Source organism: Leptothoe sp. EHU-05/26/07-4, assembly GCF_043421015.1.
Taxonomy (GTDB): Bacteria; Cyanobacteriota; Cyanobacteriia; order Phormidesmidales; family Phormidesmidaceae; genus Leptothoe; species Leptothoe turfae.
In genome coordinates, this window is the sequence record NZ_JAXSQV010000002.1 from 1,217,370 (window position 1) to 1,232,841 (window position 15,472).

Consider the following 15,472-nt stretch of genomic DNA (forward strand, 5'->3'; position numbering starts at 1 on the left):
CTGGCTATTAAGGAAGCGACCGATGGGCTATTACATGCGCTACATCGTTAATGAAGACAAAGAGATCAGCCTTGGTATGATCGAAACTGCCCTCAGGCGTAAAGACCCAAACTATAGTCTTGCTAATCAGGCTCCTACGCAAGAATATGCAGAACTCTTATTAGGAACAGATGTCTATGGAGCATTAGCAATTAATCGTCGTGGCTCAGAGCTAATGGATGAAGAGCTTGAAGAATTACTTGAGGATATAGATAACGAAGAGGTTGGAGATCGCCAAAGAGTCCAGCATTTGCTACAGAATGCTCATTTCACCGTTATACTACAGGTGCTCTGGCAAGGCAGGGGATTGGAAGCAACCCTTGAGAAAATTGATCCTCTTTGGGAGTGGCTTTTTGAGCAATATCAAGGGCTATTGCAAGCAGATGGTGAAGGCTACTATGACATAAACGGGCAGATTCTCGAAGTAGGAGAAAGTAATTAACACTCTCTATAAAATGACAGGGATAGAGTCTCGATGTCTACCTGGCATGATGGGCACAATACTGCACTTTATAACCAATTTGCCCGTCGGTATAGGCTGTATAGGGATAAAGGAAACAGCCACGGAACTCGGAGCATTGTCAATTAAGTTAATTCACAATCCCTTATGACTTCTTTGTTTGTACCGGGTCGCCTTTGTCTGTTTGGTGAACATAGCGACTGGGCCGGAACGTATCGCACAATTAACCCTGACATTGAAAAAGGTTATGCCTTGGTTGTCGGCACCAATCAAGGCATTTACGCCAGCATCAAACACCATCCTCAAGATTTAATTTTCCAAGCCACCCTCAACGATGGCAGTCAATGCGCACCGATTCGATTACCTATGCAGCCTGATGTACTTTTAGAAGAAGCCAAACAAGGAGGATTCGCCAGCTACATGGCTGGTACCGCTTATCAAATTTTGAGCCGCTACGGGGTCCAGGGCTTGGCAGTCAATAACTATCGGACCGATTTGCCCATCCAAAAAGGATTGTCATCCAGTGCTGCCATCTGTGTGCTGATTGCGCGAGCATTTAATCAGCTGTATGACCTACAGCTGACCATTCAAGACGAAATGGAACTGGCCTACCTGGGCGAAAGAACCACACCAAGCCTATGTGGCCGTATGGATCAGGTTTGTGCCTTTGGCAATAAACCGATCTTGATGACCTTTGATGGCAAGCGGGTAAACCTGGAGGCACTGCCCATACAAAAGACATTATTTTTAGTGATTGTCGATTTGGGCGGCTCTAAACATACCCAAAAAATCCTGAGCGATTTAAATAATTGTTATCCATATCCTAAAAATCAAATTCACCAACAGGTTCAGCAATATCTAGGGACTATCAATGCTAAATTTGTTCAGCAAGCGGCTAGCGCTATCAGGCAAGGAGATGCAAAACGTCTAGGCACTTTAATGACCCAGGTTCAAGCTGACTTTGATCGCCATGTGACACCAGCTTGCCCCGACCAGTTAACGGCTCCCAAGCTCCATTGTTTACTCACCCATCCAGCCTTGCAACCCTTTATCTATGGCGGTAAGGGGGTTGGCTCTCAAGGCGATGGTACAGCTCAGTTAGTGGCCAAAGACCAAGAGAGTCAACTGGGTGCGATCGCAATTATCCAACGAGATTTTCCAGAAATGCAAGCCCTAAGTTCCACCATTGCTCCCCAGTCAACCATCAAGAAAGCCGTTATTCCAGCAGCTGGTTTTGGCACAAGAATGTTTCCTGCCACCAAAGTTGTCAAAAAGGAACTGTTGCCGATTATTGATCACGATGGCCGAGCAAAACCAATTATCCTCAAAATTGTAGAAGAGGCTGTTGCAGCAGGCATTGAAGAAATTGGTATCGTTGTCCAAAAAGGGGATCTGGAAACTTTTCAAGCATTTTTCCAAAATCCACCCAAGCCAGAACTATTGGCCAAACTTTCTCCAGAAAATCAAAAATATAGCCAATATCTCCAGAGCCTGGGTGACCGCATTACGTTTCTCATTCAAGACCAGCAAGAGGGCTTTGGCCATGCGGTGTACTGTGCCAAAACCTGGGTTAATAATGCCCCCTTTCTGCTGTTGTTGGGAGATCACATCTATCAAACCCAAGAACAACGCTCCTGCGCACAACAGGTGTTAGCAGCCTTTACCCAAACCAATAGCAGCGTTGTTGGGGTAACAGTGATGTCTGGAGACATTATCCACAAAGCAGGCTGTGTCACCGGCACCTGGCGAGAGTCAGATACTATTCTAGACATTACCCAACTCTACGAAAAACCTGACCTGGACTATGCTACGACCCATCTCCATGTGCCCGGCATGCCAGAGTCAGACTTTCTAGGAATTTTTGGCATGTATGTGCTCAAGCCAGAAATTTTTGATGCTCTACAAACAGAAATAGAGAATAACCTGCGGTCTAAAGGAGAATTTCAGCTAACCACTTGCCTGGAGCGATTGCGGGCGGAATCTGGCATGGTGGGTTATCTAGTTAAGGGGCAATATTTTGACGTGGGCATGCCTCAGTTTTATCGGCAGACTATGTACGATTACGCGATGTCTCAGACTCCCAAAAATATCTAACGATGAGCCATCCGACTGAGATTAAACCAGCGATGCCCAGGGTTAACCCTGTATAGGGTACTAACATAGCCGCAACAGGTAAAACGGCACCACTCAGCGTAATGGTGAGCACGCCCCAGCGCTTTCTTTGCTGGGCTCCTAGGCCAATGCTGAAGAGCAAGAAGAGGGGGAGTAACAGCCCCCAGGCTACGCGGGCATCAAACAGGCGGCTGGCATAGGTGAGGCTTAATAGACAGGCAAAGAAGATGGCGGCTGCGATCGCAACATCCTGCAACCGCATCGGCACCGTCAAATAAAGCAGCAGCAACCACCACAAAAAGAGACCGGGAGCCAACAATAACAATCGCGGTAATATCCCCGTCTGACGAATGCCCTGCGTTGCCGTAAATACCCCAAACGGATTACGCACCGAAACATTCTCATCAAACTGCCAGGTAAATCTCGTACCCTGGCCTTCTAAACTCGCCTCTGTTGGCACAATGCCGCTGGCAAAGTCAGCATTGGGAAAATCAGCTAGTACCGTTAACCTAAACTGAGAAAGTAGTCGCCCGTAGGCGCTATAGACCCAACGGGGTGCCCCCTGGGCCTGATAAGAAACCGTATACTGGGTGGACTCTCCTGGGGCCAGCTGCAACGGAAACTGATACTCTCCCTGGTTTACAGGTTCTAACCGCTGGCCTTCCCGTTCTATCCGGTAGTCTTGCAATAGACTGTATCCATCTGGTGGAGGCACTTCAAAGAAGAAGTCTTGGGTAACATCCAGGGTATTGGTCACCTGATACTGGCTGGTAAAATCAGATTGATAAATCAAACGCTCGGTGGCGGGGTCTACGACCTGAGTCAGAGTGACCTCAACATTAGAGGCACTGGGCGATAAAAAGCGATCGATCTCCTGTAGCCTTTCAACTTCGGTGGGTTGCCCATCAATGTAAGTGATGGTGGTGTAAGGTTCTTCAATGATATAGCGCACGTAGGGAGCGCGTTGTTCTACCCTGGCCCCAGCGACACTACTGGCAACCTGTTCAATTTTGGCTTGTTCCCAATGATGATACCGATTAGCTAGGGTGGCGCAGAGAAAATAGCCCCCGACGAGTATGGTCACCACAAGTAAGCTATGCAGGGCCACCGTCAGCAAGCGATCATAGCCGAACATGACTGGAGTGAGCCAGCCAGTGCGATCGCTCCGGTGTGCAAATCTTAAAGCCGCCAGTACGATACCAAAACTGGCTAATATCCAGAGCAGCCACCGTCCCACCAGCAACAGTTGTTGACCAAACGCCTGTAACTCTTGGGGGTGGGTAAGATCAGGGATGGTCGGGATGCCATTGATGCTGAGCAACATATTGCTAATAAGGAACGTACCATACATCCATTGCTAGCACACCAAGATTTAAAGAATGCAAATCGGTATATTTTGTTAGAGTTGCCGACTCAACGTTGACCATTCAATAACCTGAACAAGCAATACTCAGCTAACTAAAGCACTGACCACCAACTAGTAGCCGATGGCAGAAAACCTGACAATGTCCCTGAGGTATCATATGCATACTAAAAACTTAGACCACACCATCACGTTTTCTAACTTGTAAGATAGGATAGTTGTTCCAAGCGATGGAATAAAAGATAAGTAGACAAGGCAACTCAGCTCAAAATATTTCTATGATCAAATGGCTAAGACGTCTCACCCTTGTTGTCGCTGCAATACTTTTTCTGACCCTAATAACAGGGTTTGTTTATGAACAATGGTCCCGCCATGCGGTCGCTCAAGCGTTTTCTCCCCCTGGGGAACTTGTGGCAGTCAACGGAAAACTATCCCACCTTTATTGTACGGGTGAAGGCAGCCCCACCATCGTTTTAGAATCTGGCATTAACGAAGGTGGATCACTAGTTTGGGAAGCCGTGCGACCGGCCATTAGCCAGGTGAGTCGTGTGTGCGCATACGACCAGTCTGGAATTATGTGGAGTGAGCGTCGAGAACAGCCAAGAGACGCAGACCATATTGCGGAAGACCTGCATAACTTATTGATGGCCGCCCATGAATCTCCCCCCTATGTGATGGTGGGCCACTCCCTGGGGGGGCTGCTAATCAGAGTCTTTACCGACCATTTCAGTGATGAAGTTGAGGGTCTTATTTTTGTTGACTCATCTCACCCAGAACAAAATCAACGGTTTCCTGAAGATCTCATGGAAATAATGGCCTATCCTCCAACACTGCTGCTCAGAACTATTTCGACACTGGGCATCTTACGTCTACAGTCTCCTCCTGCTCCCAGCGCGCTCCCCAAAGAAGCTGGTAAGGCAATTCATGATTACCTACCAGAGAGCATGACAGGCATTGCTGATGAGATTGCAGCCATGGATAGCATTTTTGCTCAGGCACAATCCACTGGTCCATTTGGAGATATGCCAATGGTTGTGCTTACAGCAGGCCATTTTCCAGATGAGTTACCCTATCAACTTGATGAGGATGGGATGGCTAAACTCCGGAAAACATGGTCCGAAATATGGCCTACCCTACAGACAGAAATTGCAACCTTATCCACTAACTCAGATCATCGCACTATCCCAGAATCATCACACAACATTCCCTATGAGGCTCCGGAGGCTATCGTAGAAGCCATCAAAGATGTTGTTATGGCTCAGCGTGAAGGTAAACCTGTGGATCATGGTACTGGAAATAATGAGGCTCTTTAGAGGTTGGAAGTCTTACATTTATCTCCTACTCATTGATGTTAAAGACTCTAAAGTCTTACTTCAGTCAAATAGAGATAACTATTCCCTACCCTGCATTAAGCTGAATCAAGGCCTCTCATTTGATGATGTGGCATCTGTTAAAAATGCAGTCAATAAAGATTTTGGCATCTCTACTAATGTCTTATACTATGCCAGCTATGAAGTTGATCAAAACAAGCACACTGTTCAAGCCATATATGTATTAGAACAACATCCACCTGGTGAAACAATACAGATCGGTACCTGGTTTGATGTATCAAGCCTGGCAGGGGTTGCGCTTGATCATCCTGAACACAAAACAATGATCGAACAATGTTTGACTGAGCTTACAACAGGTCAAACGCCAACGCTTCGCCCTCCTTGGGCAAAACCTGGTTGCCTACAGCAGGCTAGCAACTGGGTTGATGCGCAACTAGAAGACTTGGGGTATTCATCAATCACAGCCATAGAATGTGTCAGAAACTGGTCAATATCATGGGTTTTAAGCATTAAAACTGCAGAAGGGACTCTATACCTAAAAGCAGCCTCTCCAAACGTGCCGCTATTTTGTGATGAGCCCGTTGTCACTCAAACACTGGCATGTTTATTCCTCGATCAAATACCCACTGTGCTTGCTATTCATCCACAACATCATTGGATGTTGCTAACTGATTTTGGTAAGCCCATCGGCCATCGGATTCCTCTTAGAACAAAGGAACATATTTATCGTTCATTTGCTAATCTTCAAATTCAGGCAACCCAGCATTGCGATCGCATGCTAGCTGCAGGTTGTTTAGATCGAAGGCTACATGTTTTGCATACACAGATTGAGCCCTTCATCAACGACGAAGAGACCCTATCAGCATTATCAGCGGCTGAGGTTGAAATTGAACAGCTCCATGCCGTCGCACCAAAACTCAAAGATTTATGCTCGCAACTAGCTAGCTATAATATCCCTGAAACATTGGTACATGGTGATTTACACCTAAACAACGTCGCCTTCCATCAGGAGCATTATTTGTATTTTGATTGGACAGATGCCTGCATATCCCATCCCTTTTTTGATTTGCTGAAGTTCTCTCTTGCGGATAAACAAATATCTCTACTCAGCGACGTGACAAGGTTATGGCAACAGCGAAGCATGACGCGTCTACGACATGAATATCTAAAACAATGGCAACAATATGAATCACCTGAACGTTTATCAGCGGCCTGGAATATCGCAAAACCTTTATGTATATTGCACCATGCCATCACCTATCAAACTATGATTAAGGCTCTAGAAGCAAGGACAAGGCCTGAGGTTAGCCATGTTCTACCTTACCTTTTACGGGAGCTCATCAGCATGTGCTGATACTCAAGCTAGCGGGTATAAAAGGCATGTATACAAAACATTTTATACTCTCACCATAGTCGCAGGCTATACCAAACGACAACAGGATATTTTTCTTGAACTTAATCTAAATCAAATCAGATACGCAAACGAATAAAAATTCTTTGAATTGAATTTGGGATTTTCCAGATTTTATGGGCCATAGGATACCAAATCTGAATTCATCAAACCCGATGAACAACGGACCATCTTGTAGACGTACTCCTTTGGGGACGTACTCCCTTGGGGACGTACTCCTTTGGGGACGTACTCCCTTGGGGATGTCCTTCGATACGGGGCACTATCAATCACGCTTTCTGTAAGTTCTTTATTTTGTTTATTTAAATTCTCTACTGATTTTTCGGAAAATTCTCTTTAGAGGTGACCAAAACCTGTAGTTTTAAATATCTATTATTGTTTAATTATGCAGGCACTACTCGATAAAGTTAAGACTAAAATTGCAGATAAGCGATATAAGCCTGACCCTTTAGAAATCTCCCGTGAGTCACCGGATATGCCCATGGCATATACCATTCTGGGCAATACCAACTTAAAGGTGAGTGTGGCCGGTTTAGGTGGCGGAGGATACAGCCGCTTAGGTCAAGGCTATAATCGCCCTGTGGATGAGTCTATTGCCATAGTTCATAGGGCTTTAGATTGGGGTATTAACTTATTGGATACAGCAGAATCCTATGGAACAGAGCACATTATAGGTGAGGCCATTGCCTATCGAGGGCGCTCTAATTTAGTGTTATCGACCCAGAAAAAGATTTCTGTCGGTGGTCGTTTTAGGCCAAGAACCTTGATTCGTGCCAATGAACTTGAAGCGGGGTTAAACAATAGTCTTAAAAAGTTAAATACAGATTACATCGATATCTATCATCTGCATGGGGTTCGCCCTAGTGACTATGACTATGTGAAGGCTGAATTTTTACCAGCCCTATTGAAATTTAAAGACGCTGGAAAAGTAAGATTTATTGGCATCACGGAGGGGTTTGCTTCGGATCCTGAGCATAAAATGCTGAGTCGTGCGGTTGAAGATGACTGCTGGGATGTTTTTATGCTTGGGTTTAATATCCTGAATCAATCTGCCCGTGAACGAGTTTTACGGAAAGCATTAGCAAAAAATATCGGCATTCTAAGCATATTTGCAGTTCGGCGCGTCCTCGCCAGCCCAGCAACCTTAAAGCCGTTAATCGATGAGATGATCGAAAAGTCTCTCATTGACCCCCATAAGATAGATCTCAATGAGCCCCTTGGGTTTCTGATGAAAAGTGGAGAAGCTGAAAGTCTTGCTGATGCCTCGTATCGCTTCTGTCGCCATGAACCGGGCGTTCATTCTGTGCTGTTTGGCACCGGCGATGGCCAACATTTAGAAGAGAACATTCGCTCGTTGTTACGGGGGCCGTTATCCCAGGCCAGCAAAGAAATGCTCAACCATGTGTTTGGCCACATCGATCAAATTTCTGGCCAAACGGATTAGAGGGACCTACACTGATGTCGGAAAATTTACGTCCTCTAGAAACGAAAGCGGGTTGCCCATGTTGGTGGCAAAGCCGAGGATATTGCGATCGCAATGTTGATAAATTACCCCACCATCAGCAATTACGTAGGTTGCTCCCCGCTGGGTAATGTGGCTCACATCCGGCACATAGGTAGTCCATTTACCCAGCACCTCTGCCATATTTCGTAACCGCAGGGTAGCCAACTCAAAAGGCCGCTGAAACCCTTTACCGCCAGCCCGTTTAAAAAACTCTCCTTTGATGGGTGGCAGGGGTGTTGCTTGCACCACGTCATCGTCTGCAATCAGCTGGGGGGCGTTGCGATCGCCCAGATAGCCACGAAATACTTCCGATAAGGTGCCAGGGCTGCCAATCCCAGCGCACATCAGCAATAGGTTCAGCCAAGCATTCTGGCGCTGATTAAAGCCGGGAACCGATAATGTTAGCCCTGGGTAAAGGCCTAACTCTTGGTGAAGCGTACCGTCTGGGTCTAGCAGTAGAGACTCTTCGGGGAAACCAGTGTAGGCACAGAATGCCTTGCCTGAGTTGCGATCGCCAATGCCCACCGCCCGGACCACCACTCCTTTTTGGATCAGCTGCTCAGCGCCGCGCCGCAGCCACCAGGCATACTCCAAACTATCAAAGTCGCCTAGCTGGGGCCATACCAACACCAACTGCTTGGTAGCATTTATTAACAATGCAGTGTCTGCACCATCACTGACCCGTTGTCGTCGAGTCTGATGTAAAACCTCATAAACAGCTGCTGGGGTTTTATTGTTTGTAAATGTATCTACAGCCATTGTAATAATTGCTCCAACATCGCTGATCGGTAACGCAACCCATTGAAAAGGAACTCAATACCTGGCTTATAGATTCGGAAACTGAATAAGCGCAGTTTGCCGTTGATGACTTAGAGTATGAATCGATCAACCTCATAAGTTACTAACTTATGACTTGAAAGATAAAACCATACGGAGAAAGATAAAACCATACGGAGAATTAGCAACAACGACGAGTTGAAGTTCAAACTCAATTTTACAATAGGGAAAAATTTATCAGGTGTTACATTTGCCTATTCGCTAACAAGCAAAACGCCCTGCTCCCATTCAAAACACTGATGGATAAAGATCTGGAAACTTATCAGCAACGAATGGCTGAGCTAGAAGCAGCTAACCAAACCCTTCGAGCTCAACTAGCTGCAGAGCACCAGGCACATCAGCACACCACCCAGGAGCTTCAGCAAGTGCGCCATGAGCTGCAAAGTTTGCAGACACAGCCATCGGCACAGGCGCTATATTGGGTCCTGGATAACCTTCCAGCCGCCGCTTTCTGGAAGGATCACAATTCTGTTTATCTTGGTTGTAATCAGCAGTTTAGTAAGGCGGCAGGTTTAGCATCTCCCGCCGAGATTGTTGGCAAAACTGATTTTGATCTGCCCTGGAAGCGGGAAGAAGCTGAATGGTTTCGAGCCTGCGATCGCCAGGTCATGGAGTCAAATACACCTGAGTTGAACCTTATCGAACCTCAACGGCAGGCAGATGGTAATCAATACTGGCTGGAAACCAATAAAATTCCACTGCATGATTCCCAGGGTGTCGTTGTTGGCATTTTAGGAACCTATATGGAAATTACAGCCCGAATTGAGGCTGAAAACCAGCTAAAACAGCTCAATGAAGCATTGGAACAACGGGTTGATGAACGCACCCAGGAGCTCCAAAGTAGTGAAGCCCGCTTGCAAAAGTTGGCGGCCAACCTACCGGGGCTGATTTTTCAATTTCGGCTGGAGGCGGATGGCACCCGGTCATTTCCCTATGTGTCTGAGGGCTGCCGTGATATCCATGAGCTGGAACCGGACGATTTTGTGCGGTGTTTTGATTTAGTGCACAGTTGCGATCGCGATGCCCTAGAACAGGCACTTCAGGTGTCGGCCCTAACGCTTTCTGGTTTTCACCACGAGCATCGGATCATGACTCCCAGTGGCAAACTTAAGTGGGTACAAACCATCGCCCGTCCTGAACAGATGGCAGATGACTCGATTTTGTGGGATGGATTGATCATTGAGGTTAGCGATCGCAAGCGCGCCGAAAAAGAACAACAGCGGCTACTATCCATTCTCGAAGCCACCCCTGATATTGTGGGCATTTGTGACGCCCAGGGTAACCACCTCTACCTGAATCAGGCGGGCCAAACAGCCTTAGAAATTACCGCCGAGGAACTTGGGCAGGTCAAAATCCAGGCCTGTCATCCGCCAGAAATTCTGGAAAAGATCGAAACTGAAGCGATTCCAACCGCAATCCAAACAGGCATGTGGCAAGGAGAATCGTATCTACGTAGTCAGAGTAGACAAGATTTTCCAGTCTCCCAGGTTATCCTGGCCCATCGCGATGAGGATGGCAACCTGGAGTTTTTATCTTCAGTCATGCGAGACATCAGTGCTCTTAAAGCCGCAGAACAGGCTCTAAAGGAAAGTGAAGCCAAATATCAGCAGATTCTCGATTCCATTACCGATATGGTACTGGTGAAGCGTGAGAAATCTCATATTGTCTGGGCCAATCAGGCATTTCGGGATTATTACGGCATGAACAATGACGAACTCCAAGATCTGATTGATGCTGATTTCAACCAGCCTGCTTACACTCAACAGTACATCCGTGACGATACCTATGTGTTTACATCGGGGAAATCCCTTGAAGTAGAAGAACTCGTCACTCGCCATGATGGAGAAGTGCGTCAGTTCAATACGATTAAATCCGCTATTCGGAATTCACAAGGGACGATCATTTTGACCGTAGGCGTATCCCGGGATATCACCGATCGCAAACAGACTGAAGAACGTATACGTCAGAAAGAGGCTCAATATCGTCAAATTTTTGAAACTGTTATCGATGGCCTCGCCATTGTCAATTTGGAAACAGGAGAAATATTAGAGGCTAATCCCGCCTACTATCAAATGCATGGCTATGCCGATCAAGCATCTATCCCCTCACACCCTGGAGCCTATATCCATCCAGATTCCCAACCTATCTACCAAGAATTCCTGACCACCGTACAAGCAGGCCATACCTTTAGCGGCCAAGCAACCAATATTCATCGAGATGGGAGTTTGATTGGGCTTGAGGTTAAAGGCCTCCCCTATAATTATCAAGGACAACCCCATGCCCTATGTGTTCTGCGGGACATTAGTCAGCGTGTCAAGCTGGAAGCCGAACGACAACATCAGGAACAGGCCCTGCGTTGGATTGTAGAAGGAACCGCCACCCAGACAGGTGAAGCCTTCTTCAAAACCTGCGTTAAACATTTAGCGTTAGCCCTCAATATGCAATATGCCTTAATTGCTGAGCTGATTGAGGATGGAGATCAACAGATTGGTAAAACCTTAGCTTTCTGGAATGGTTCAGATTTTGGCGAGAATTTTCAATACAACCTGGCAGGCACCCCTTGCTATAACGTGGCCCACACCCACGCAATCTGTTGCCATGATCACTCTATTCAAGAACAATTTCCTGAAGACAATGTCCTCCTTACCCTCAATGCAGAGAGTTATGTTGGCATTCCAGTTTTAAACCCTGGTGGCAAGTTCTTGGGATACATTTCTGTAATCAATACCGAGCCCATGGAACAAGATGTGGAGCTACAGGTATTTATTTTAGAGATTTTTGCTGCCCGGGTTGGAGCAGAGATGGAACGGATGCAGTTCGAGCAAGCATTACTGGCCTCCACTGAGCAAATTCAACAACAGGCTCAACGAGAACAGCTGCTTAACCAGATTGCCAACCAGATTCGTATATCCCTCAATCTTGATAATATTCTGGACACAGCAGTTCAAGAGATCCAACGGTTTCTTGAGGTAGATCGATGTCACTTTGCATGGTATATCGAGGCTAATCATAACCATGATGGTTACTGGCACATTACGTCTGAAGTGCAGGTGGCGGGACTGTCCAGCTTTATTGGCAAACATGCTGCCAGCAGTTTTGGTGCCCTCACAGACAGATTGTTGCAACAGGAAATTTTACAGTTAGATGACATCTCCACCGTAGACGATGATGAGGTGAAGGCGGTTTTAACGACCTTAGGCAACAAGTCTATGTTAGTGCTGCCTGTGTACGCAGAATCTGGAAAGTTTGGCGTTATCTCCTGTATCCACAGCCAAGCTGTGCGCCCCTGGCAAGATCACGAGGTAGACCTGCTTAAGTCAGTGGTAGCTCAGCTCAAAATTGCCCTAAACCAGGCAGATTTACTGGCCCAAAGTCGTGCCCGTGCCGAGGAACTAGAAACGATCCTGACTCAGCTCCAAAAAACCCAGTCTCAATTGGTACAAAGTGAAAAAATGTCCAGCCTTGGGCAGATGGTGGCTGGCGTCGCCCATGAGATTAATAACCCGGTTAGCTTTATCTATGGCAACCTCACCCATGCCAAGAACTACACTCAAGATTTAGTCACGCTAATCGAAAGCTATCAGCAGCATTATCCCAACGTCCCCCCTGAGATTGTAAACATCATTGATGAAATCGAACTGGATTTTCTCAAAGATGACTTGCCTAAATTATTTCAATCCATGGAAGTGGGTACTGAACGCATCCGCGAAATTATTAAATCTCTGCGCTTATTTTCCCGTCTGGATGAGGCAGAAATTAAGCAAGTGGATTTACACGACGGCATCGATAGTACACTGACTATTTTGCAAACCCGCCTGCGGGCGCAGAGCTGGCGGCCCAAAATTCAAGTCATAAAAGAGTATGACGATTTGCCGCAGATCGAATGCTATGCTGGGCAGCTAAACCAGGTGTTTATGAACCTGTTGAGCAATGCGGTAGACGCCCTGGAAGAACTGGATCAAACACGCACCTGGCAACAGATGGAAAATGAGCCGAGCATCATTCGGATTCAGACCCAATTACTGGGGCAGTTGAAGTATCCGGCGGTTGCGATCGCAATCACCGATAACGGCCCAGGCATCCGCAAAAATGCCATCGAACACCTGTTTAATCCCTTCTTCACCACTAAGCCAGTGGGCAAAGGCACGGGTCTGGGTCTCTCCATCAGCTATCAAATTATTACCGAAACCCATGGCGGTACGATCACCTACAACACTGAACCGGGTCAGGGAACGACCTTTACGATTACATTACCCATCAAGCAGTAAGTAACGCAAAACGCTACAACCACGGTGTAGTCACCGCACTAATCTTTTCCTGCTCTTCGCGCGGCATCGACCACCCCAATGCCCCAGCATTTTGTTCTGCCTGTTTAGCATTCTTGGCCCCTGGAATTGGCACCACATCCCCCTGGCCCATTAGCCAATTAAGAGCAACCTGGGCAGGTGTTTTATCATGGCACTGGCCCACCTCCTTCAAAACAGAAATCACCGGCTCAATTTTACGCAAACCGTTCTGATTAAATCGTGGGTCAATTCGCCGTGCTCCAGTGGGTGGCTGATAGGTCTCCACTCTATACTTGCCAGTCACCAGCCCTTGAGCTAAAGGACTGTAGGCCAAAATTGTCATGCCGAGTTCCTTGGCTGCACTAAGCACACCATTGGACTCAATCTTGCGGTGCAAAAGAGAATATTGCACCTGGTTCACGGCCAGAGGAATGCCGCGCTCGGCTAGATAACTATGGGCCTGATGCATCTGGCTGGCAGAATAATTACTCACCCCAATGGACTGAATGCGTCCTTGTTTAACTTCGTCCGCCAGAGCATTCATAAGAGTTTTTTGACCCATCAAAAAGTCAAAGGGCCAATGGACTTGATAGAGAGCCACCATGGGCAGTTGTAGTCGCTTCAAACTAGCCGTCAACGCATCGGCCACCGCCTGGGCATTAAACCGCCAGGGCAATGGAAAGTACTTGGTTGCTACAACCACGGGAGTAGCTGTCCCCTGGATAAACTGGCCCAACAGCTCCTCTGACTTACCCAAGCCATACACTTCCGCCGTATCAAAGAAGCTCACTCCTGCGGCCAGGGATGCATCAAATGCTTGCTGCACATCACTGGCACCATAGTCTTTGCCATACTGCCAAAACAAAGAATCTCCCCAGGACCAGGTGCCCACTCCTAAAGGGGCAATTTCAGGACCATTGGGAACAAGTTTCACCATTTGATATTTACCGATTGAAACAACGTTGCCACTTTACCCATTCTCGTCTCCATCCTGATCAAAAACAAAGGATGCGCCAACAACGCATCCTCCGATAAATCCCAGATGTACAGACGTTGCACGCAACATCTCCACTTTAGCTAGCCAAATACTCACGCATATCAGCCTGACGCTTCCGCAAACGTGTCAGCGCTTCTCGCTCAATTTGACGTACGCGCTCGCGGCTAATGCTCAACATCTCACCAATCTTGGCCAACGTCATATTCTTACCATCATCCAAGCCAAAGCGCAGATTCAGAACACGCTGTTGTTGGGGGGTTAATTCTGACATTAGGCGATCTAGATCTTTACGCAATAATGACTGAGTCGCATAGTCTTCAGGAGACTGACCAGGGTCCTCAAGCAAATCACCAAGATTAGTATCTTGATTATCGCCAATGCGCAAATCTAGAGATAGCGGAGAGCGAGACTTTTCTAAATAATCCCTGACCTGCTTTGGAGTCAGCTTAACTTCTTCAGCTAACTCAATCACCGTAGCCGCCCGACCCAGCTTCTGAGACAGCTGACGCTGGGCTTTCTTAATCTTATTTAGCTTCTCAGTAATGTGAATTGGTAAACGAATTGTTCGGCTTTTCTCAGCAATTGCACGGGTAATGGCCTGACGAATCCACCAATAGGCATAGGTAGAAAAACGGTATCCCTTGAGCGGGTCAAATTTTTCCACACCACGCTGCATACCAATGGTGCCTTCCTGAATTAAATCCAGTAGGTCCACATTGCGCTTGATATACTTTTTAGCAACGGACACCACCAAGCGGAGATTTGCTTCCACCATACGGCGCTTCGCAAGGTCACCAGCATCGATGGCCTGAGTCAGCGCATCCACTGATATACCGGCAGCCTCAGCCCATTCCAACTTGCTGGGCTCACGATCTAAGCTGGCCTCAAGCTCAGTCCTGTAGGCCTGCAGAGCAACAAAGCGCTGAACCTGTTTTCCATAAACAACTTCTTGCTCATGGGTTAACAGTGGCACTCGCCCAATTTCCTTAAGATATGTGCGAACTAAATCGCTGGATGTTTGAGCAGCTTTCATAAATACGAGAAGTCACGGACTACAGAGAGAAATCAAAGGGCCCTTTCAAGAAGAGCAACGGCAGACATAATTAACAAATGCAACGCAAACAAAGACGTA

10 protein-coding genes are annotated in these 15,472 nt (G+C 47.0%); 6 read left to right on the forward strand and 4 right to left on the reverse strand.

The features are described from left to right. Nucleotides 1-22: 22 nt before the first annotated feature. Complete coding sequence (locus U2F10_RS07010) at nucleotides 23-481, forward strand: hypothetical protein (protein ID WP_499865411.1); 459 nt, start codon at nucleotides 23-25, stop codon at nucleotides 479-481. Nucleotides 482-646: 165 nt separating this feature from the next. Continuing rightward, on the forward strand, nucleotides 647-2,593 hold the full coding sequence (locus tag U2F10_RS07015; RefSeq protein WP_499871453.1) for a sugar phosphate nucleotidyltransferase: 1,947 nt from the start codon (nucleotides 647-649) through the stop codon (nucleotides 2,591-2,593). On the opposite strand, the gene U2F10_RS07020 is transcribed toward U2F10_RS07015, so the two are convergent. After that, nucleotides 2,550-3,935: a hypothetical protein gene (locus U2F10_RS07020; RefSeq protein WP_499871455.1), complete on the reverse strand. Its 1,386-nt coding sequence runs from the start codon at nucleotides 3,933-3,935 to the stop codon at nucleotides 2,550-2,552. The two genes, U2F10_RS07015 and U2F10_RS07020, sit on opposite strands and share 44 nt — an antisense overlap. Before the next feature lie 317 nt (nucleotides 3,936-4,252). Here U2F10_RS07020 and U2F10_RS07025 point away from each other — a divergent pair, with 317 nt between their 5' ends. From U2F10_RS07025 to U2F10_RS07035, 3 genes are all read left to right on the forward strand, one after another. Beyond that, entirely contained in the window at nucleotides 4,253-5,287 is a 1,035-nt protein-coding gene (locus U2F10_RS07025) for an alpha/beta fold hydrolase (RefSeq protein ID WP_499057454.1), read from the forward strand. Nucleotides 5,288-5,414: 127 nt separating this feature from the next. Beyond that, nucleotides 5,415-6,659, forward strand: a complete 1,245-nt coding sequence (locus U2F10_RS07030) for an aminoglycoside phosphotransferase family protein (protein WP_499871457.1) — start codon at nucleotides 5,415-5,417, stop codon at nucleotides 6,657-6,659. Between the two features lie 442 nt (nucleotides 6,660-7,101). Next, the gene (locus tag U2F10_RS07035) at nucleotides 7,102-8,160 is read left to right on the forward strand and encodes an aldo/keto reductase (protein ID WP_163671447.1); all 1,059 of its coding nucleotides are present in this window, start codon (nucleotides 7,102-7,104) and stop codon (nucleotides 8,158-8,160) included. A 6-nt stretch (nucleotides 8,161-8,166) separates the two neighbouring features. On the opposite strand, the gene U2F10_RS07040 is transcribed toward U2F10_RS07035, so the two are convergent. Then, nucleotides 8,167-8,979: a peroxiredoxin-like family protein gene (locus tag U2F10_RS07040; protein WP_499871458.1), complete on the reverse strand. Its 813-nt coding sequence runs from the start codon at nucleotides 8,977-8,979 to the stop codon at nucleotides 8,167-8,169. A 317-nt stretch (nucleotides 8,980-9,296) separates the two neighbouring features. Between U2F10_RS07040 and U2F10_RS07045 the strand changes: the two genes are divergently transcribed. After that, the gene (locus U2F10_RS07045) at nucleotides 9,297-13,325 is read left to right on the forward strand and encodes a PAS domain S-box protein (protein ID WP_499871460.1); all 4,029 of its coding nucleotides are present in this window, start codon (nucleotides 9,297-9,299) and stop codon (nucleotides 13,323-13,325) included. 13 nt (nucleotides 13,326-13,338) lie between these two features. Here the strand turns inward: U2F10_RS07045 and U2F10_RS07050 are convergent, their stop codons facing one another. Then, the gene (locus tag U2F10_RS07050) at nucleotides 13,339-14,280 is read right to left on the reverse strand and encodes an aldo/keto reductase (RefSeq protein WP_499871462.1); all 942 of its coding nucleotides are present in this window, start codon (nucleotides 14,278-14,280) and stop codon (nucleotides 13,339-13,341) included. Nucleotides 14,281-14,416: 136 nt separating this feature from the next. Then, nucleotides 14,417-15,373: an RNA polymerase sigma factor, RpoD/SigA family gene (locus U2F10_RS07055; protein ID WP_499871464.1), complete on the reverse strand. Its 957-nt coding sequence runs from the start codon at nucleotides 15,371-15,373 to the stop codon at nucleotides 14,417-14,419. Between the last annotated feature and the right edge of the window lie 99 nt (nucleotides 15,374-15,472).

Excerpts from the sequence above, each read along its gene's own strand:
- U2F10_RS07010 (WP_499865411.1), top strand. The coding sequence starts at position 23 with ATGGGCTATTACATGCGCTACATCGTTAATGAAGACAAAGAGATCAGC.
- U2F10_RS07015 (WP_499871453.1), top strand. The coding sequence starts at position 647 with ATGACTTCTTTGTTTGTACCGGGTCGCCTTTGTCTGTTTGGTGAACAT.
- U2F10_RS07020 (WP_499871455.1), bottom strand. The coding sequence starts at position 3,935 with ATGTTGCTCAGCATCAATGGCATCCCGACCATCCCTGATCTTACCCAC.
- U2F10_RS07025 (WP_499057454.1), top strand. The coding sequence starts at position 4,253 with ATGATCAAATGGCTAAGACGTCTCACCCTTGTTGTCGCTGCAATACTT.
- U2F10_RS07035 (WP_163671447.1), top strand. The coding sequence starts at position 7,102 with ATGCAGGCACTACTCGATAAAGTTAAGACTAAAATTGCAGATAAGCGA.
- U2F10_RS07040 (WP_499871458.1), bottom strand. The coding sequence starts at position 8,979 with ATGGCTGTAGATACATTTACAAACAATAAAACCCCAGCAGCTGTTTAT.
- U2F10_RS07045 (WP_499871460.1), top strand. The coding sequence starts at position 9,297 with ATGGATAAAGATCTGGAAACTTATCAGCAACGAATGGCTGAGCTAGAA.
- U2F10_RS07050 (WP_499871462.1), bottom strand. The coding sequence starts at position 14,280 with ATGGTGAAACTTGTTCCCAATGGTCCTGAAATTGCCCCTTTAGGAGTG.
- U2F10_RS07055 (WP_499871464.1), bottom strand. The coding sequence starts at position 15,373 with ATGAAAGCTGCTCAAACATCCAGCGATTTAGTTCGCACATATCTTAAG.